General features: G+C 77.0%; 11 protein-coding genes. 3 read left to right on the forward strand and 8 right to left on the reverse strand.

Going from position 1 to position 18,480, the window contains the following annotated elements; all coding sequences use genetic code 11:
• Positions 1-8 precede the first annotated feature (8 nt).
• The 6 genes from ACZ5NJ_RS32305 to ACZ5NJ_RS32330 form a co-directional block, all read right to left on the reverse strand.
• On the reverse strand, positions 9-4,112 hold the full coding sequence (locus tag ACZ5NJ_RS32305; RefSeq protein WP_468769612.1) for an SAV_2336 N-terminal domain-related protein: 4,104 nt from the start codon (positions 4,110-4,112) through the stop codon (positions 9-11).
• Positions 4,109-5,227, reverse strand: a complete 1,119-nt coding sequence (locus tag ACZ5NJ_RS32310) for an AAA family ATPase (protein ID WP_468769613.1) — start codon at positions 5,225-5,227, stop codon at positions 4,109-4,111. The genes ACZ5NJ_RS32305 and ACZ5NJ_RS32310 overlap by 4 nt, the downstream gene beginning before the upstream one ends.
• Before the next feature lie 62 nt (positions 5,228-5,289).
• Positions 5,290-7,365, reverse strand: coding sequence for a VMAP-C domain-containing protein (locus ACZ5NJ_RS32315; protein WP_468769614.1), 2,076 nt, complete (start codon positions 7,363-7,365; stop codon positions 5,290-5,292).
• Positions 7,362-8,618, reverse strand: coding sequence for a hypothetical protein (locus ACZ5NJ_RS32320; RefSeq protein WP_468769616.1), 1,257 nt, complete (start codon positions 8,616-8,618; stop codon positions 7,362-7,364). Before ACZ5NJ_RS32320 ends, ACZ5NJ_RS32315 begins: the two co-directional genes overlap by 4 nt.
• Before the next feature lie 104 nt (positions 8,619-8,722).
• The gene (locus ACZ5NJ_RS32325; RefSeq protein WP_468769618.1) at positions 8,723-9,391 is read right to left on the reverse strand and encodes an O-methyltransferase; all 669 of its coding nucleotides are present in this window, start codon (positions 9,389-9,391) and stop codon (positions 8,723-8,725) included.
• Between the two features lie 112 nt (positions 9,392-9,503).
• Positions 9,504-10,628: an AMP-binding protein gene (locus ACZ5NJ_RS32330; RefSeq protein ID WP_468769620.1), complete on the reverse strand. Its 1,125-nt coding sequence runs from the start codon at positions 10,626-10,628 to the stop codon at positions 9,504-9,506.
• A gap of 207 nt (positions 10,629-10,835) precedes the next feature.
• On the opposite strand from ACZ5NJ_RS32330, the gene ACZ5NJ_RS32335 reads away from it, so the two are divergent.
• On the forward strand, positions 10,836-13,106 hold the full coding sequence (locus tag ACZ5NJ_RS32335; RefSeq protein WP_468769622.1) for an immune inhibitor A domain-containing protein: 2,271 nt from the start codon (positions 10,836-10,838) through the stop codon (positions 13,104-13,106).
• A gap of 70 nt (positions 13,107-13,176) precedes the next feature.
• On the opposite strand, the gene ACZ5NJ_RS32340 is transcribed toward ACZ5NJ_RS32335, so the two are convergent.
• Positions 13,177-14,205, reverse strand: a complete 1,029-nt coding sequence (locus tag ACZ5NJ_RS32340) for a phosphatidylinositol-specific phospholipase C domain-containing protein (RefSeq protein WP_468769623.1) — start codon at positions 14,203-14,205, stop codon at positions 13,177-13,179.
• A gap of 196 nt (positions 14,206-14,401) precedes the next feature.
• On the opposite strand from ACZ5NJ_RS32340, the gene ACZ5NJ_RS32345 reads away from it, so the two are divergent.
• Positions 14,402-15,298, forward strand: coding sequence for a trypsin-like serine peptidase (locus ACZ5NJ_RS32345; RefSeq protein WP_468769625.1), 897 nt, complete (start codon positions 14,402-14,404; stop codon positions 15,296-15,298).
• Between the two features lie 81 nt (positions 15,299-15,379).
• On the opposite strand, the gene ACZ5NJ_RS32350 is transcribed toward ACZ5NJ_RS32345, so the two are convergent.
• The gene (locus tag ACZ5NJ_RS32350; protein ID WP_468769627.1) at positions 15,380-16,864 is read right to left on the reverse strand and encodes an FAD-dependent oxidoreductase; all 1,485 of its coding nucleotides are present in this window, start codon (positions 16,862-16,864) and stop codon (positions 15,380-15,382) included.
• Between the two features lie 296 nt (positions 16,865-17,160).
• Here ACZ5NJ_RS32350 and cbiE point away from each other — a divergent pair, with 296 nt between their 5' ends.
• Positions 17,161-18,411, forward strand: a complete 1,251-nt coding sequence (gene cbiE / locus ACZ5NJ_RS32355) for a precorrin-6y C5,15-methyltransferase (decarboxylating) subunit CbiE (protein WP_468769628.1) — start codon at positions 17,161-17,163, stop codon at positions 18,409-18,411.
• The last annotated feature ends 69 nt before the right edge of the window (positions 18,412-18,480 follow it).

Consider the following 18,480-nt stretch of genomic DNA (forward strand, 5'->3'; position numbering starts at 1 on the left):
GGCTCCCGTCATGCGCCGCCCGGGGCGGAGCCGGGCGGGCGGTCGGCGGGGGGCGGGGAGGTGATGTGCCACAGGCCCGCGTCCGAGCGGGTCGCCGACCAGTCGTCGGGCAGGGAGAGCGGCCCGGTGACCTCGACGCCGGTGAACTCGGCCCGGGCGTGGAACGCCGCGCCGTGGAAGGCCAGTCCGGCCCGGAAGACCGAGTCCTCGATGGAGACGGCGCCGTCGAAGGAGGCCGCGTCGAATCCCGAGTCGGTCGCGAACGTGGCGCGCAGGAAGTGCACGGACCCCTGGAACCGCGCGCCCGTGAAGTCGGCCCCCGCGTCGCCCACCGTCAGGTCCGTGCAGTGCAGGGGGCCCGAGAAGACCGCGCGGTCGAAGGAGGCCCCGGCGAGGCAGCCGACCTCCTTGAACCGGGCCTCGCCGGTGAACACGGCCCGGCCGAAGTCCACCGGCGACGCGAAGTCGGCGGCGTCGAACTCCGCTCCGCCGTCGAACCGGGCGGCCGCGAAGGAGGTCCGCGCCTCGAAGGAGGTCTCCCGCAACAGCGCCCGCCCCCGGCACACGGCGAGGTCGAAGACCGCCGGGGCCAGGAAGCGCACGCCGGACACCCACAACGGGCCGTCCCACAGCGCGCGTTCACAGGACACCCGCTCGGCGAAGAAGGACCGGTCGAGCTCCATTCGCCCCTGGCAGGCGGCGTCGCGGAAGTCGAACGATCCGTCCACCGTCATCCCGGTCATCGAGGCTCCCCGTTGCAGGAGGGCGCGCCGGAAGGAGACATCGGCCGCCCAGGTCGCCCCTTCGAAGTCCGCCCGCCCGGTGAAGACCGCGCGCCGGAAGTCGGCCGGCCCGCCGAACTCGGCGATCGTGAACCGTGCCCCTTCCTGGAAGACCGAGCCCTCGAAGGACGTCCTGCCCCTGAACGCGGCCCGGGTGAAGTCCGCCGGGCCGTCGAACACGGCCCGGGAGAAGTCGGCCTCCCCCGTGAAGACGGTCTCCGCCTCCGCCCAGCCCTCCTCGAAGCGCGCGTCCTCGAAGGTCACCGCGCCCAGTGCGAGCCGCGAAGTCCCCGGCTCGCGCACCGCGTCGAGGACCCGCCGCAGCAGGCCCGGGCCGAAGGGGACGCCCCGGAAGTCGAGCGGCGCGCCGGGGCCCAGCGCGGCCAGCACCTCCTCCTGCTCCCCGCGCGGCAGATGGGCCAGGCAGGCGTGGCGGCCCGCCAGGCGGATGCCCGGGCAGCCGCGCGGTTCGGCGTCCGAGGAGCCGGCGCGGCAGCGCAGCCAGGCGACCGCCGCGCCGCGCGTGGACTCCTCGGCCTCGGTCAGGAGCTCCGCCAGCTGCCCGGGCGTGCCCCGGTAGGCCCATCCCCCGGCGTCGCCGTCGCCGCCGAGCGGGACGAGGTCGCGCAGGGCGGCCGGGCCGAGGAGCCGGCCGAGCTCCTCGTACAGCGGGTGGGTCAGGGCGAGCAGGAGGCGGGCGCCGTGTCCGGGGCCGGCCACCAGCCGGGCCGTGACCAGGTCGTGCAGGAGCAGCCCCTCCGTGTCCCCCGGGAGGGTGCCGGCGTTCCGCGTCCCGAGGACCACGGCGAACGCGGGCCGCGTGCCCTCCGGCCGCGTCTCGGCGTCGGCGGCCAGGACATCGGGCAGCGCGGCGAGCAGCCGCCCGCCCTGGCCGAGGCTGCCGGGCGGGTCCAGCAGCAGGTACGCCGTCCTCGGATCCGGCCCCGGCACCCCCTCCCCCAGCTCCGCGTCGACGGAGGCGTCCGCCGTCAGCCGCGACAGCAGCCGCCGCAGGGCCGGTTCGCCCCGGCCGCCGCGCGGCGCCACCCCGCCCGCCCGTACGCCGACGGTCACCCAGGGGCCCTGGAAACCCGTCCGGTACCCGGAGGCCCTCGGATGGGCGTCCAGGACCGAGCGGAAGGCGACCTGGTCCAGCAGGGCCGCGCCCGACAGGAACACCAGACGGTCGGGCCGGACGGTGTGCACCACCCCCAGCAGCCAGCCCTCGTAGGAGACGGGGGCGCCGGCGAAGTGGGTCCAGCCCTCCGGTTCGGCGGAGAGCCGGACGAGTTCCCCGTTGGCCGCTCCGCCGTCCCGGACCAGGGATCCGGTCAGCGGGGCCGGCCGCCCCCCGTCCGTGACCCCGTCGACGCGCAGGCGCGCCTCGGCGCCCGCCGGACGCGTCCCCCACAGCTGCGGGGCGAAGTCCGCGTCACCGGCCAGGTCCTCCTCGCTCTCCAGCAGCAGCACCGGCGGGCTCGCGTCGTCCCACCACACCGGTCTGCAGGGGACCTCCCGGCCGCCCGACCGGATCCAGGCGACCGCCTCCCCCGGCCGCGGCCCGTCCCCGACCGTGAGCACCAGCCGCGGCGCGAGCAGGGTCCCCACCGCGGCGGGCTCCGCCAGCGGCTCGAAGCGGACCCGGACCACCCGGTCGGCCAGCCCCCCGTCGGAGGCCGCGCCCCGCCCGGCGGGCCCCCGCTCGCCCCCGGCCGGCTCCTGCGCCTGGTCCGGCTTCCCGCCGGCGGCCGCCCCGTCCGGACCGTGTTCCCCGTCGGCGGCGGGCCCGTCCGGCCTCCGCTCGGCGAACGGCAGGGCCTCCGCCGGGACCAGCCGCCGGCCCTCCCGCCCCGTGGTGACCCGGGTCGCCGAGAAGTCGGGGCCGGTGCCCCGGTGGAGGGACATGAACTCCCACACCCGGCGGCGCACCAGTTCCCGTACCGCCGCCACGTCCCCGCGCAGCTGGGAGCCCAGCAGCACGTCCCGTACGCCCGGCAGGAACTCGAACTCGGCCTCCTCCGGGCGCTGCTCCGCGTCCCAGGGCGCGAAGAGCCCGCCGAGGGCCACCTCCGCGAGGTGACCGTGTTCGGAGCCGCGCAGCAGGGAGCGGCGCACGAGGGTCATCACCGGCAGGGTCAGCGGTACGGCGGCCAGGTGCGCGGCCAGCTGCTGGGCGGTCGGGGAGGCGCCGGCCCGGAAGCGCTCCACCAGTTCCAGCGGGTCGGCGGCCCGGCGCGGCGGGGCGGCCGGGCGCGGGGGTGGGGGCGCGGCCGCGTCCAGGCGCAGGCAGGCCAGGCGGCGCCAGCGCCCGTCGCCGGACACCACCCGGACCAGGCGGGCCAGGCTGCCGGAGGCGAGGCCGACGACGGGGACGACCGGTCCGCCGCCCCGCGCCCGCCGGGCGGCCGCCACCCGCTGCCAGGAGCGGGTGGCGGCGGCGGGCCGGTCGGAGCGGACGGCGAAGGGCACGGGCCGTACGGCGCCGCGGGTCCACAGCCGTTCGGGCAGGACGTTCAGCACGGCCACGGCGTTGTGGCTGCTCCAGTGGCGCAGGACGGCGCGCAGCGGGCCCTCCTGCCAGCCTCCGGCGACGGTGTCGGAGACGACGAGGATCAGCCGCCGGCCGGCCGGGTCGGCGAGTTCGAGGGGGTTGCGGGGCGCGGTGCCGGGGCCCCGGGCGAGCTGCGGGGTGCCGCCGCGGCCGGTGCCGGTGAGCTGCCAGGCGCGTACGTCGCGGAAGACGCCGCTGCGGGTGAGGACCCCGCGCAGTTCGGCGACCAGGTCGGCCCACAGCAGCATCGAGGGATGGCTGTCGACGACGAGGGCCAGGTCCAGCCAGCGGCTCTCGGCGGGGCGCAGCACCGGGGTGGGGACCATGGCCTCGATGCTGCGTTCCACGGTGAGCTGCTCGTCGAGTTCCTCCCCGGGGCCGCCGATGGAGCGGCGGCCGACGGGCCGCAGGGAGCGCATCAGGCCGAGCGGGTCGTCGAGGGAGGCGGTGCGCGGTAGGCGCAGGGGCACGCCGCGCCTGCCGCGCCCGGCGCCGGGAGGCCCGGCGGCGGGGCCGGGCCGGGCGGTGGCGGGGAAGAGCTGGGCGGCGTCGGCGCCGGACGCGGGGGCCGGTACGGGTACGGGGCCGGGCGGGGCGGGCGTGGGCGGGGCGGCCGAGGCGTCGTCGGACGCGGGGGCGGGCGTACGGGTGCGGGCGGCGGGGTCGACGCGTGCGGCGAGCCACAGGATGTCGGCGATCTCCTCGGCGCCGACGGCGGTGCGCGGGGCGGCGCCGTCCTCGGCGCCTTCGGCGAAGGCGGCGAGGAGCCTCTCGATCACGCGGTGGGCCCGGTCAGGTGCTGCATGACGGTGGCGAGGAAGCGGTCGCGGTCGGCGGGCGCCGACCAGGCTCCGGCCAGGCGCAGTTGGATGGCGTTGAGGAGCTGGTCGGTGGCCAGGTCGCCGTCCTCGGCGCGTTCGAGGAAGCTCCGGACGAGGTCCCGGTACTCGGCCCCGTCGGCGCCGGTGATGTCGACGCCGAGCCGTCCGCGCACGATGCGGGCGAGCTTCTCGGGGCCGGGCGCGTCCAGGTGGAGGCGGACGCAGCGGCGCAGGAAGGCGGGCGGGAAGTCGCGTTCGCCGTTGCTGGTGAGGACGACCACGGGGAAGTAGCGGCACTGCACCCGGCCCTGGGTGACGGCGACACCGGCGTCGGGGTCGTCGTCCGTGCCGATGGCGACGGTCGGCTCCTCCTTGGCGAGGCGGGCGAGTTCGGGGATGACGAACCCGCCGTCCTCGAAGACGGTGAGGAGGTCGCCGGGCAGGTCGATGTCGCTCTTGTCGATCTCGTCGATGAGCAGGACGCGGGGCCTGGGCTGCGGCAGCAGGGCGGTGCCGAGCGGGCCGAGGCGCAGGTAGCGGGCGATGGAGGGCGCGGTGGGGGCGCCGGGGGCGGGGGCAGCGGCGCCGGGGACGGCGGCCGGGACGCCGGGGACGGCGGCGGCGGCCGGGACGCCGGGGAGGCGGACCTGTTCGAGTCCGGCCTCCTGGAGGCGGCCGATGGCGTCGTAGAGGTAGAGGCCGTCGCGCAGGACGGTGCGGCTGGTGATGGGCCAGTGCAGTACGGGCCCCAGGGCGAGGTCGGCGGCGATGCTGTAGGCCAGGGTGGACTTGCCGACGCCGGGCTTGCCGGTGATGAGCAGGGGCCGGCGCAGGTGGAGGGCGGTGTTGACGACGTCCTTCTCGGGGTCGTCGGGGACGTAGCCCTCGCCGCGCCGGCGGGTGCGCTCCCAGGCCTCGCCCGCGCAGCCGGGCGGCCCGTAGTCCGGGTCGGGGTCGCCGGTGAAGTCCCGCCAGGGCGGCGGCGATCCGGCTTCCAGCCGGGCGCGGCGCTCCTCTCCCGGGCCCGCGCCCTGGTACAGCCACCAGTCCTTCGCCACTGCCTCTGCCTCCATCGTCGCGTCAGGTCGTGCGGTCGGTCCGGTCGTCGGGGTCGAACGGGCGGTGGGGTGGGGGGTCAGGCCAGGGAGCGGAGGTCGATCGTGTCGTCGGGATCGTCCCACAACAGCACCAGCCGGTCTGCCCCTTCCGCCGCGCCCCCGGCGGCCGCCCGGCGCGCTTCGGTCACGCGGGCGGGCAGGCCGAGCACCGCCGGTGCGCCGGGGAGCGCCTCCGGGGAGAGGCACGCGGGCAAGCCGCCGGCGGGCGCTCCGCCGCCGCGCTGCCAGACGGCGGCCGGCACCCCGCCTTCGAGGACCGCCTCCAGCAGGGCCTCCGTCCGGCCCGCCGAGGCGTGGCCGAGGACGCAGGCGGGGCCGGTGCGGGCACCCAGCTGCACCCCGAGGGCATCGGTGACCTCCGCGTCCTCGACGACCCGTACGGTGTCCGGGTGGCGGCCGCCGTGGGCGTGCATCCAGCGCCACTTGGCGTGCCAGGCGGTGCGGGTGTCCTCGCGCTCCTGCGGGCAGCGCACCACCACCTCGTAGAGCATGCCGAGGGGGCGGGTCCGCCCCGCCGGTCCGCGGGGCACGGGCCATTGGTCGAAGTCCGTCTCCAGCAGTTCGTACGGCACGTGGAACTCGATCCGCTCGACGCTCTCGTAGGGCTGTCCGGCCCCTCCGTCGGCCTCCGGGCCGGCCGCGAGCTGCGCGAGCCGGCGCACGAGTTCGGCCCGTACGGCGGCCGGGGCGACCGGGCTGCCCTCCGACTCCCAGACGTGGCGGGTGTGTTCGCCGCGCAGCCACATCCGGGCGAGCAGGCCGTCCTCGCCGCCGGGCGGGGACTCCAGGCGGACGTGCAGCGCGGTCCGGCGGGCGGGGGCGGGCGGGGGGCGCAGCACGGGCAGGGCGAGGCGTCCGCGGGTGGCGCGGACCCACGCGGCGAGCCGGGCCGCCCAGTCCGGCTCTCCCAGGCCGCCGGCGGCGCCGCGGGGGCGGGCGGCCCGGTCGGCGAGGTAGTGGACGAAGGGCACGGCCAGGGGCATGCCGGTGCGGCCGCCCTGCCGCTCGTCGAGGTCCGCGACCACGTCGAGGAGGCTGTCGGCGGGCAGTCCGTGGTGGACGGGGGTGGCACAGCCGGCCTCCTTGAACGCCCAGGCGTAGGCCTCGTAGGCGCAGCGCGGCAGTCCGCGGTCCTCGAACAGGTCGCCGAGGCCGTCCCAGCCGGTCTGGTCGAGGCGGGCGGCCCGGGGCAGGGCCGGCCCGTACGGTCCGTCGTCGAGGAAGGAGCACGCGTCCCAGTCCCGGTCGACGAGGAACTGGGGCAGCTGCCAGCCCTCGCCGCGGGCGCGCAGGTCCTGGAAGGTCCGGTGGATCCGGCGGGCGGCCTGCGGGAGGCCGGTGGCGCCCTCGCGGACGGAGCGGCCGCGGAGTTCGCCGAGCAGCGCGTCGGTGAAGCGGCCGGCGCCCCGCTCGGCGTCGTTCTGGGCGGCTTCGCCCTCGCGGGAGGCGTAGAGCCGGAACTGGCGCCGTCCGGGGACGGTGGCGCCGCCGCCGTAGTCGGTGCTGCCGAAGTTCCACCGGGTGTCGCGGGGGGCGTCGACCCGGCAGGCGTCCACCAGGGCGGCCTGGAGCGGGAAGCGGCGGTTCTTGACCAGGTCCGTCTTCCACCAGCGCAGGGCCGAGTCTAGGTTGAGGTGGCGGATCTGGCCGGGCCGGGCGTCGGCGCAGGGCAGCATCAGCTCCCCGGCGCCGCCGAGGTAGCCGTGGCCGGCCCAGAAGATCCAGAGCAGGTCGCCGTCGCACTGCGGGAGTTCTTCGAGCAGGACCGACTTGGCGTTCGCCTCGGTGGCGGGCCGGTAGGCCGGTCTCAGCTCGGCCAGGGCGGGCGAGGCCGTCCAGTCGAGCCGGTCGGGGTCGTCGAGCGGGGAGAGCAGCAGCCGTACGTTCGCCGCCGGGACCTCGCCGGGGCCGGTCAGCCAGTGGGCGAAGCGCAGGGCGTCGCGGGCGGGGCCGCGCAGGTTCCAGCGGTGGCTGATCTCGTACCGTTCGACCCCGGCGACGAGCGCGAAGGTCCGCCGGGGTGTCAGCGCTTCGGGCAGGTCCAGGGTGCCGGGCGGGAGTCCGGGGTCGGCCCGGGTTCCGGGATGGGTCACCCGATGCCCGCCTCGGCCACCGCCCGTTCGATGCGCTCGTAGAGGGACTGCTGTTTCCAGTAGGCGCTGTGGGAGGCGGGGAAGGGCTGGCGGCTGCGGATCTCGTGGTCGGTGACGCGCGGGTCGCCGGGGAAGACGGGCCCGGCGAGGTAGGAGAGCACGTCCTGCCGGTCGTAGACGTTGAGCCAGCGCGGGAAGCCGTACGGGAGGGCGCTGCCGGGCGGGAGGGACGTGAGGGCGCCGAGTTCGTACAGGTACGGGGCCTGCGAGCCGACGGTGACGAGCAGTTCGGCGCCGGGTACGGGCCCGCCGGTGGCGGCCTCCAGGGCGAGGAGGTCCACCAGGGCGATCCCGCCGAGGCTGTGGCCGATGAGGACGGTGGGGCCGGGCTCGACGGTGATCCGCTGGTGCAGGAACGCCCGCAGTTCGGTGCCCCGTGCCTGGTAGCGCAGGATGTCGCCGAGGGCGGGGGTGGCGCCGACGGTGAGGGAGCCCCGCCAGGCGTTGAGCAGCGGCTGCGTCGAGACCCGCAGGGCGAGCCGGCCGAGGAAGGCGGCCGCGCGGGCGCCGGGGACGCGGGCGCCGCCGCCCAGGCGGGTGGTGAGCAGGTCGACGAGCCGGTCGCGTTCGGCGGCGGTGCAGTCGGCGTCGGCCCCGGCGGTGGCGAGGGCTCCGGCGGTGACGGCGCGGGCGAGGGCGGCGGCCAGTTCGCGGGCCTGCGGTTCGGCGGTGGCACGGGCCCCGGCGCGGGCGGCCTCGGCGGAGTCGGCGGCGGCCTCCAGGGCCGGGCGGAAGCCGGGGGCCAGGCCGGTGCCGTCCAGCAGGGCGCGGAGCTCGCCGGGCGCGCCGCGGGGGTCGTACGGGGCTTCGGCGAGGCGGTGCAGGAGCTCCAGGACGCGTGTGCCGGCGGCCTGTACCCCGGGCGGGGCGAAGGGGTCGTCGCCGGCCTCCTCCTCGGACCCGTCCGTGTCCCAGCCGGCCTCCGCCAGCACGCGCAGCTCGCACAGCGGGTCGGCGAGCAGCAGCCCCCACTCGGCGGTCTCGGTGTCCGCCGCGTCCGCGTTCGCGGCGGAGCGCAGGCCGGGGACGGAGCGGCCGCCCGAGCCGAGTCCGGCCCCGAACCGCTCGCCCCAGAAGCAGGAGTCGACGGCGGCGCCGGGGAAGCGGGCGGTGAGCCGCTCGCGGACCAGCGCGAAGAGGGTGTCGTGCCGGTCGCGCCGCACCCCCGTGCCGTGTACGAACAGAAACCGCATCGTCGGCCCTCCCCCTCGCGACCTCGCCCCGCCCGCACGATAGCGCCGCGCGGGCGGGAGGGCAGGGGGAACGCGGAGTTCGGCCGGTGGCGGGAGGGCCGGGTTCAGCGTTTGCGGGCGAGGGTGAGGCCGTCGGCGACCGGCAGCAGCACGGATTCCACCCGTCCGTCGGCGCGGACGTGGGCGTTGAACTCGCGGACGGCCAGCGCGTTCCCCTCGGCCCGGGGGTCGGCCGCCGCGCCCCCGTAGAGGGTGTTGTCGGCGAGGAGCAGCCCGCCCGGGCGGACGCGGGGCACCAGTTCCTCCCAGTAGGCGCGGTATCCGGCTTTGTCGGCGTCGAGGAAGACGAGGTCGGTCACGGGGTCGGGCGGCAGGGAGCGGAGGGTGTCCAGGGCGGGGGCGAGCCGCAGTTCGATCCGCTCCGCGACCCCGGCCTCCCGCCAGGCCTCCTGGGCGATGTCGGTCCACTCCTCGGAGACGTCGCAGGTCAGGACCTGTCCGCCGGGGGCGAGTCCGGTGGCGAGCGCGAGGGTGGAGTAGCCGGTGAAGGTGCCGACCTCGATGACGCGGCGGGCGGCGGTGAGCCGGGCCAGCAGGGTGAGGAACACGCCCTGCTCGTGCGGGACCTGCATGACGGCGGCGCCGCCGAGCCCGCGGGTCCGCTCGGCCAGCCGCTGCTGGACGGCGGTCCGGGGTTCGGCCTGGGCGACCAGGTAGGCGTACACGTCGGGGGTGAGGGGGACGGTCTTGACCTCGTCCGGGAACCGGCTCACCGGGTGGCTCCCGCCGCGGCGACGTCCCAGCCGCTGTCGGGCAGCGGCCGGGGGGCGGCCGGCGGGGGCGGGGGTGCGGTGGGGGTCGGGGTCGGGGTCGTGGGGCGGGTGGTCATGCGGGCGGCTCCTCGGGTGCGGCCAGGGGTTTGCCGAGCGGGCCGCGGGGGATCCGGTCGACCAGGCGCACCTGCCGCGGCTCGGCCCCGAGGCCGCGCGCCGCCGCCCGTACGCCCTCCGCCGTCAGCGGGCCGCCCCCGGCGACGAGGACGTCGTACGCCTCCCCGCCGGGCGGCCCGGCGGCGCGCACGCAGGCGACGTCCGCCCCGGGGAGCGCGGCGCGCAGGCGGGCGGCGATGGCGCCGAGGTCGCGGCGACGGCCGTTGGCCTTGATCAGGTGGGCGCGGCGGCCCAGGCGCAGGAACAGCCGGTCGCCGAGCCGGCGGACCAGGTCGTCCATCTCGTGCCGGTCGGGGCGGCCGCCGTCGGGGAGGGAGGCGAGGCGCGGGCCGGTGACGGTGAGCGGGCCCTCCGTGCCGGCGCGCGGGGCGGTGAAGGCGACGTCGTCGAGCAGGGTCCAGGGGGCGTGCGGGTCCCAGCCGGTGCGGTGCGCGACGGCGCCGGTCTCGGTGGAACCCAGCAGCTCGATCAGGGCGGCCCCGGGGTGCTCACGGAACTTGCGGGCCTCGGGCGGGAGTTCGGCGGAGCCGTGCAGGAGGACGAGCCGCTCGAAGGAGGCGGTCCAGCGGGGGTGACCGGCGAGGGTCCGGAAGGTCCCGGGGATGGCGACGACGGCGATCCGCCGGGCCGTGACGGGCGGCGGCGGGCAGTCGGGTCCGGGCCAGAACCACACCGGCAGCCCGGTCAGGGCGGGCAGCATCACCGTGGCCGAGGCCCCGTAGGCGTGCCGGGGCGGGACGAAGCTGACGACCGCCTCGGGGGCGTACGGGGCCAGCAGGCGGGCGGCGTGCGCGGCGTCGGCCAGGAGCTGCTCGCCGGAGAGGACGCGCCGGACGGGCTCGCCGGTGACGCCGGAGGTGTCGAACGGGTACGCCCCGGCCCGGAGCCGGCCGCGGACGCGCTCGGCGTCGGCCGGGGCGAGCCGGTCCCAGGGCAGGTGCCAGCCGCCTGCGGCGGGCGCGGGCGGGGCGCCGACGCCGAGGTGCTCCGGCAGGGTGTCGAAGGGGAGGGTCGCGTAGCCCTGCGCGGGGATCGCCGGGCCGGCGGGGTCGAGGCACATGCGCGGGGTCCCCTCGTACGGTGCGGCCGCGTCGGGGCGTGACGGGCCTTGAAGGCCTAACGACCGGGCGGCCCGGGGGAAACGGGTGCGGCGCCGCCGCACGGGCCGGCGCCCCACCGGCTGATGGCCCCGCACGGCCTCTAGCCGTGACCTGTGACATGTGAAATATTACCTGCGCTCTCCGAACTCCCGGAAAGGTCACCCCCGTTGCGCAGACTCCTCGCGGCCGGAGCGGCGATATCGCTCACCGCTCTCGCCTTCCTCGCCACTCCCGCCCAGGCGGCCGCCCCGCCGCCGGCGGCCCCCGCCGCCCCACAGGCCGGGCAGGAGGCGGCCCCGCCGCCCGCCCCGCTCGAACTCCGCCGCCAAGCCCTGCGCCGCCAGGCCCTGGAGGGCGTCGCGGCGGGCGGCGCCGGATCGCGGCGGGCCGGGCCGGGCCCCCGTACCGCCAGGATCGGCGACCAGTACGTCGAGCTCTCCCAGGAACGCAAGGACAAGGTCTTCGTCATCCTCGCCGAGTTCGGCGACCAGACGGACCCGCGCTTCGGCGGCACCCCCGGCCCCCTGCACAACACGATCGCCAAGCCGCCGAAGGACGACAACCACACCCTCTGGCGCAAGGACTTCGACCGCGACTTCTACCAGCGGCAGTTCTTCTCCGCCGACCCCGGCGCGGCGTCCATGCGCGCGTACTACGACCTCCAGTCCTCCGGCCGCTACGACATGGACGGCACGGTCACCGACTGGGTCAAGCTGCCCTACAACGAGGCCCGTTACGGCACCGACAAGTGCACCGAGACCGGCCAGTGCCGCACCAACTGGGACCTGGTCCGCGACGCCACGAAGGCCTGGTACGACGCCCAGCTCGCCAAGGGCCGCACCCCGCAGGACGTCAAGGCCGAGCTCGCCCAGTACGACGTGTGGGACCGCTACGACGCCGACCACGACGGCAACTTCAACGAGCCCGACGGCTACCTCGACCACCTGGTCGTCGTCCACGCCGGCAAGGACCAGACCTGGGGCGGCGGCGACCAGGGCAAGGACGCCATCTGGGCGCACCGCTGGTTCGCCTACTGGGACCAGGCGGGCACCGCGGGCCCGGAGGGCAACAAGGCCGGCGGCACCCCGGTCGGGGACACCGGCATCTGGGCCGGCGACTACCTCACCGGCGGCGAGAACAGCGGGGCGGGCCTCTTCTCCCACGAGTTCGGCCACGACCTGGGCCTCCCCGACCTGTACAGCTCGGACGGGGACAACGGCGTCAACTTCTGGTCCCTGATGTCCTCGGCCTCCTACCTGGGCAAGGGCCCCAACACCACGGGCCAGTGGCCCGGCGACCTGGACCCGTGGAGCAAGCTCCAGCTGGGCTGGCTGGACTACACGGAGGCCGACGCGGGCCGCAGGACCCGCGCCACCCTGGGCGTCTCGGGCTACCACACCCAGGACCCCCAGGCCCTGCTGGTGCACCTGCCGCCCTCCACCACCCGCACGGACCTCACGGACCCCACCGAGGGTGCGAGCCAGTGGTGGAGCGGCACCGGTGACCTCATGGACAACACCCTCACCCGCCCGCTGGACCTCTCGCACCGCCCGGCGACCCTCAACGCCCGCCTGTGGTACGACACGGAGAAGGACTTCGACTTCCTCACGGTCGAAGGCTCCACCGACGGCGGCGCCACCTGGACCCCGCTCCCCGGCACCGTGAACGGCACGCCCCTCCCCCCGAAGGGCGTCTCCGGCACCTCCGGCGGCTGGACCGACCTCGCGGTCCCCCTGCCCGCCGACACCGACCGGCTGCGCTTCCGCGTCACCTCGGACGGCAACACGCACGGCCGCGGCGTCACCTTCGACGACCTCCGCATCACCGCGGACGACGACGGCCGCACCCTCTTCACGGACGGCGCGGAAGCCGGCGCGAACGGCTGGACCGCCCTCAAGTGGTCCCGCACCGAGGGCCGTACGGGCACGGAGTCCCACCCGCGCGCCTACTTCGCGGAGAACCGCCGCTACACCGGCTACGGCTCCTTCCTCCGCACGGGCCCGTACAACTTCACCTCGACCGACAACCGGGTCGAGTTCTACCCCTACCAGCAGGGCGTGCTGCTCTGGCTCTGGGACACCGCCTACAGCGACAACACCACCAAGGCGCACCCGGGTTCGGGCCTGATCCTGCCCGTCGACGCCCGTCCGGACGCCCTCCGCTTCCCGGACGGCACCCTGGCGAACGCCCGCGCCCAGACCTTCGACGCGCCCTTCTCCACCCGCCCCACCGACCGCGTCACCCTCCACAGGCCCGGCAGCACCCTGACGGTCCCCTCCCGCCCGGGCGTCGCCGTCTTCGACGACCACCGCACGTCCTACTGGAACCCGGACCTGCCCCAGGTGGGCGTCAAGGTCCCGGACACCGGCACCCGCCTCCAGGTGCTCCGCGAATCCGCCACGACCGCCACCCTCCAGCTGTCCCCGTCCGCCCCCTGACCCCGGGCCCGCACGCGCGAGCGCCCCGCCGGGAGGTCCCGGCGGGGCGCTTTCGGTTCCGGTCCGCGGCTCAGCCGCGGGGCAGGACCGTGGCGAGGACCGAGGGGAGGGGGTACCAGTCCGCGGAGGTGATCGAGGCGTGGTGGGCCGCCATCAGGGCCACCCGTTCGCGGGCCTGGGCCTCCGTGGGGTGGACCGCGTCGATCGCCGGGGCGACGTTCTGGGCGTCCGTGGCGATCAGGAGGTAGTGGTTGCGGTCGTACCAGGACGCGTCGACCGAGCCCGAGGCGTAGGCGGACGCGTCGCCGTCGAAGACCACGAACCAGGGGCGCAGGGCCGGGTCGGCGTAGCGGTTGCGGGGATCGCCCGCCTCGGCGCGGTGGACCGCCGGGAAGGCGGCGGCCGTGGCGAGGTGGCCGCGCAGGTGCTCGGCGTACTCGCGGTCCGTCCAGAGCTTGTCGGCGCTGTTGCCCTCCTCCACGGTGCCCGGGATCAGCTCGACCAGGAACGTGCCCGCCATCTGCGCCCGGGTCGGCCAGGCGTCGGCGCGGGCCGCCGTGTCCAGGTCCGGGTGCCCGGCGGCCAGCCGGCCCGGGGTGTAGAGGGCGTCGCCCAGTTTCGCGGTGAGGAGGGAGTCGAGAGCGGCGGGACCCCGGCCCAGGTTCGCGGCGAAGCCGTCCTTCAGCTCCAGCTTCAGGACGATCGGGCGGTGGCCGGGGTGGGCGTCGTGCCAGCTGCGGATGTCGGAGAGGCAGCCCGCCAGGTTCTGGTCGCGGGACTTCGTGCGCAGCTGGGCGGGGGTGGTGGCGTTCTCGCAGTTGCTGTTGTTGCCGAAGGGGTTGTCGTGGGAGACGCGCCAGCCGCTGCCGAAGAAGTTGGTCCAGACGTCCAGCTCCAGCATGGCGGCGCCCGAGTCCAGGGCGTCAGCGAGGTAGGGGTATTTGGTCTTCTCGTAGGCGTTGTGCACGCCCACGCCGGTGGAGGCGGAGTAGCGCGGATCTCCGGTGGCGGCCGGGGCGGGGCCGGCGGCCACGGCGAGGGCCGCGACGGCGGCGGTCAGCAGGGCGGCTGCCGTGCGGAGGCGGGTGCGGATGGGCATGGGTGGGCGACTCCCCTGGTTACCGAGTGGTAAGGCGCCTGGAGCGTAGGCGAGTTGGATGAAGAGGGGAAGGACCGGGGATGGCCGTCCGGGGGCGCCGTGTGAGGAGGGGCACATTCCGGCCGGGAACCCAGGGAGGCCGCCGTCCGTTCCGGGAGGTTGACGGGTGATCCTCGGCGGTGGCGGGAGTGGCGCGATGACGGGCAGGGCCGTACGGGTCTGCGTGCTGGCCGGGATGTGCTGCGCCCTGGTGGCCGCCGGGGTCGCCTTCGGCCTGGGCCGGATGGGGACCCTCGACCGGGGGGACGCCGAGCAGGGGCGGTACGTACAGGACACCTCGCTCGCCGACGAGGCCGCCGTCGCGGCCCTGGGGAAGCTCGTCGAGGGCGGCCCGGAGGCGCCGCCGCCCGTACGCGGCTTCGCCGGGGGCGACGGGAAGCCGTCCGACCCTCTGGAGGCGCGGGACGTGCCCGCGGAGCCCGCGATCGGGGCGCTGTTCTCCCCCGGGCCGGACTGGGACGACGACCACCACTGTTCGGGGAGCGTGGTGCACTCCGCCGACGGGGACCTCGTCGTCACCGCCGCCCACTGCGTGTACGCCGGCGGGTTCCGCAACAACCTGGCCTTCGTGCCGGCGTACGAGGAGGGGAAGGCGCCCTACGGGGTGTGGGTGCCCACCCGGATCGACGTGGACCCGCGCTGGGTGCGGGACGCCGATCCCGATGTCGACGTGGCCTTCATCCGCGTGCGCCGCGCCGGGCACCCCGGGCAGCGGCTGGAGGACGTCACGGGGGCGAACCCCGTGGGCTTCGGCCGGCGGCTGCCGGTGCCGGCCCGGCTGGTGGGGTACCCGAACGACACCGAACGGCCGCTGGGCTGCTCCGGCACGGCCGTGGCCGACGGGCCGTCCCAACTGCGGTTCGACTGCGCCGACGTCCCCGACGGGACCAGCGGCGGTCCCGTGCTGAGCACCGGGAACACCCTGATCGGGGTCATCGGCGGCCGGGACGGCGGCGGGGACGAGACCACCTCGTACAGCAGCCGGTTCGGGGACGACATACGGGCGCTGTACGAGCGGGCCGTACGCGGGTAGCCCGGTGCGGGCGGCGGGTAGCCCGGTGCGGGCGGCGGGTAGCCCGGTGCGGGCGGCGGGCGGCCCGCGTACGGCCGGCCCCTACCCCCGGTGGTGGGGCGGGTAGGGCGGGGTGTCGGGGGCGGTGGGCAGGCGCCACTTCGACAGGACGCGGAGCACCGTGCCGGGGGCGAGGAGGGTGTTCGGCGGGGCGGACAGGGACAGGACCCCGAAGAACGGGGCCGAGATGGCCGGATCGGTGTTGGCCCCGACCATCACGCGGGACATGTACCGCTGGAGGACGCGTGTCGCCCGGTCGGGCGGCGGCCCCTCGGTCCAGGGGTAGCGGAGGTCCTCGCTGGTGGCGATCTGCCAGGCGACGCCGGCGGCCTCCGCCGTGCGCCGCTGGAGGGCGCGGGCCTCGGCCGGGACGCGGTGCGCCGGGAGGCCGGCCAGGGCCGAGCCCAGGGCGTGCGCCGCGGCGGCGGCGACGGTCATGCCGTGCCCGTACACGGGGTTGAAGCGGCAGGCGGCGTCACCGACGACGAGGAGCCCCTCGGGCCAGCGGTCCATCCGCTCGTAGTGGCGCCACTCGTTGGCGGTGGCCCGGAACCCGGTCGGTTCGGACAGCGGCTCGGCGTCGCGGATGGCCTCGTAGAGGGCGGGGCTGCGCAGGCTGCGGGCGAACTCCAGGAACCCGGGGTCCTTGGTGGGCGGGACGTGCTCCCCGTTGCCGAGGAGGGTGACCAGCCAGCTGCCGTCCTCCTGCGGCACCAGCACCCCGCCGCGCGGGCTGTCGGGACGGCCCTGGACGTACATGCCCCGCCAGCGGCGCGCCGCCGGCCCGGCCTGCGGGGATTCCGGCAGGGCGTAGGCGCGGCTGGCGTAGCCGAGGTGGGAGTCGTACCGGGTGACCTCGGGGGCGGGGTAGCCGAGGGCGGCGAGCCAGGCGGGCGCCTTGGAGGTGCGGCCGGTGGCGTCGACCACGAGACGGGCGGCCAGCGGGGCGCGGTCGCGCAGGGTGACCCCGGTGACCGCGCGGCCGTCCGGGCCGGCGACGAGGCCGGTCACGGCCCGGCCGCCCAGCACCTCGACGCGGCGGTCGCGGCGCACGGCCCGGCGCAGGGTCCAGTCGAGCAGTTCGCGGCTGCCGACCAGCATCCTGGCTCCGGGAACGGGCTGGAACCAGTCGGCCGGGCTGAGCCAGAGGAAGTCGCGCGGGGACTCCAGGAGGGCGGCGCCGGCGCCGGTCAGCTCGGCCGTGATCCCGGGGAGCAGCCGCTCCATGACCTCGATGCCACGCGACCACAGGACGTGCGCGTGCCGGGACTGCGGGACGCCGGGCCGGAACACGGGGCCGTCGTCGGGGAGTTCGTCCCGCTCCAGCACCGTCACGCGGGGGAAGTGCCCGGCGAGGACGCGCGCCGTGAGCAGCCCGGCCAGTCCGGCGCCGAGGACCACGGCGTGGTCCCGGCCGTCGTCGTCATCGGGGCCCCGGCCGCCGCCGTCCGGGGGGCGGGGGCCGGCGCCGGGGCGTGCGCGGGCGTCGTCCGAGCCGGCTGGGTGGTTGTCCGGAGTGTCGTCCATCGTCCGAGTGTGGGGCGAGGGGCGCGGGCCGGGCAGGATCCCTCCGGGGCGGACGGGGGCGCGGCGGGGGCGGACGGGGGCGGACGGGGGCACGCCACCGCCCGGGGCCCGGCGGGGCGGCGGGGGGCGGGGCGGCGACGCGGAGGGGCGGCACGGGGTCGCTTCCGGCGGGGTGCGCCCGCCGGGTCGGGGGCGGTGTCGTCGCCGGTCACCCTGGCACGGGTGGCGGGGCCGCACCCCAGTAAGCTGCGGGTCCGTCCCGCGCGTCCGCCCTCTCCCGTTCCCGAGGTACCGCAGTGAGCTCCGCAGCACCCCCCATAGCCGTGGCGGTCGTCGGCCTCGGGGCCGACGGCTGGACCGGGCTCACCGCCGCCGCCCGGGACGCGCTGGCCGGCGCCGAGGTGCTGATCGGCGGGCCCCGGCAGCTGGACCTGCTCCCGGCCGCCGTCTGCGCCGGGCTGCGGGTCGCGTGGCCCAGTCCGCTGCGCCCCGCCGTGCCGAAGCTGACGGCCGAGCACGCCGGGCGCCGGATCGCGGTACTGGCCAGCGGGGACCCGATGTTCTACGGGATCGGCCGCGCGCTCGCCGAGGAGCTGGGCCCGGACGCGCTGCACGTCCATCCGCACCCCTCCTCCGTCTCGTACGCCTGCGCCCGCCTCGGCTGGCCGGTGGAGGACACCGAGGTGGTGACCGTGGTCGGGCGGCCGGTGGCCCGGGTGGCGGCCGCGCTGCACGAGGGGCGGCGGGTGCTGGTGCTGAGCGCCGGCGCGGCGACCCCCGAGGCGATCGCCGCCCTGCTGCGGGAGCGGGGCTTCGGGCCGAGCCGGATGCGGGTCCTCGAACAGCTGGGCTCCGAGCGCGAGGACGCGTACGAGGGCACCGCGGACGACTGGCGCCGCCCGCCCGGCGACCCCCTCAACGTGGTGGCCGTGGAGTGCCGGCGGGATCCGGCCACGGCGGTCCCCCGGCTCGGCGCCACCCCCGGGCTGCCCGACGCCGCGTACGAGCACGACGGCCAGCTGACCAAGCGCCACGTCCGCGCCGCGACCCTCTGCGCGCTGGCCCCCGCCCCCGGCGAGCTGCTGTGGGACATCGGCGGCGGCTCCGGGTCGATCGGCATCGAGTGGATGCGTACGCACCCCTCCTGCCGCGCCGTGGCCGTCGAGCGCGTCCCCGAACGGGCGGCGCGCATCACCCGCAACGCGGCGGCCCTCGGCGTCCCCGGCCTGCGCGTGGTCGTCGGCGCGGCCCCCGCCGCGCTGGAGGGACTGGCCACGCCCGACGCGGTGTTCATCGGCGGCGGGCTCACCGCGCCGGGGCTGCTGGACGCCGTCTGGGCGGCGCTGGCGCCCGGCGGCCGGCTGGTCGTCAACACCGTGACGCTGGAGTCGGAGGCGGTCCTCGCCGGGCAGCACCGGCGCCACGGCGGCGAACTGGTGAAGCTGGCCGTCGCGCACGCCGTGCCGGTCGGCGGTTTCACGGGGTGGCGCCAGGCGATGCCGGTCACGCAGTGGTCCGTGACGAAGCCGGCGCGGGAGACACCGTGACGAAGGACCGGGAGCGGGCGCGGGAGCGGCCGCACCCCCCGCAGCAGACGCAGACGCAGACGCAAGGAG

The sequence above is a fragment of the Streptomyces sp. NPDC032091 genome (assembly GCF_055580265.1).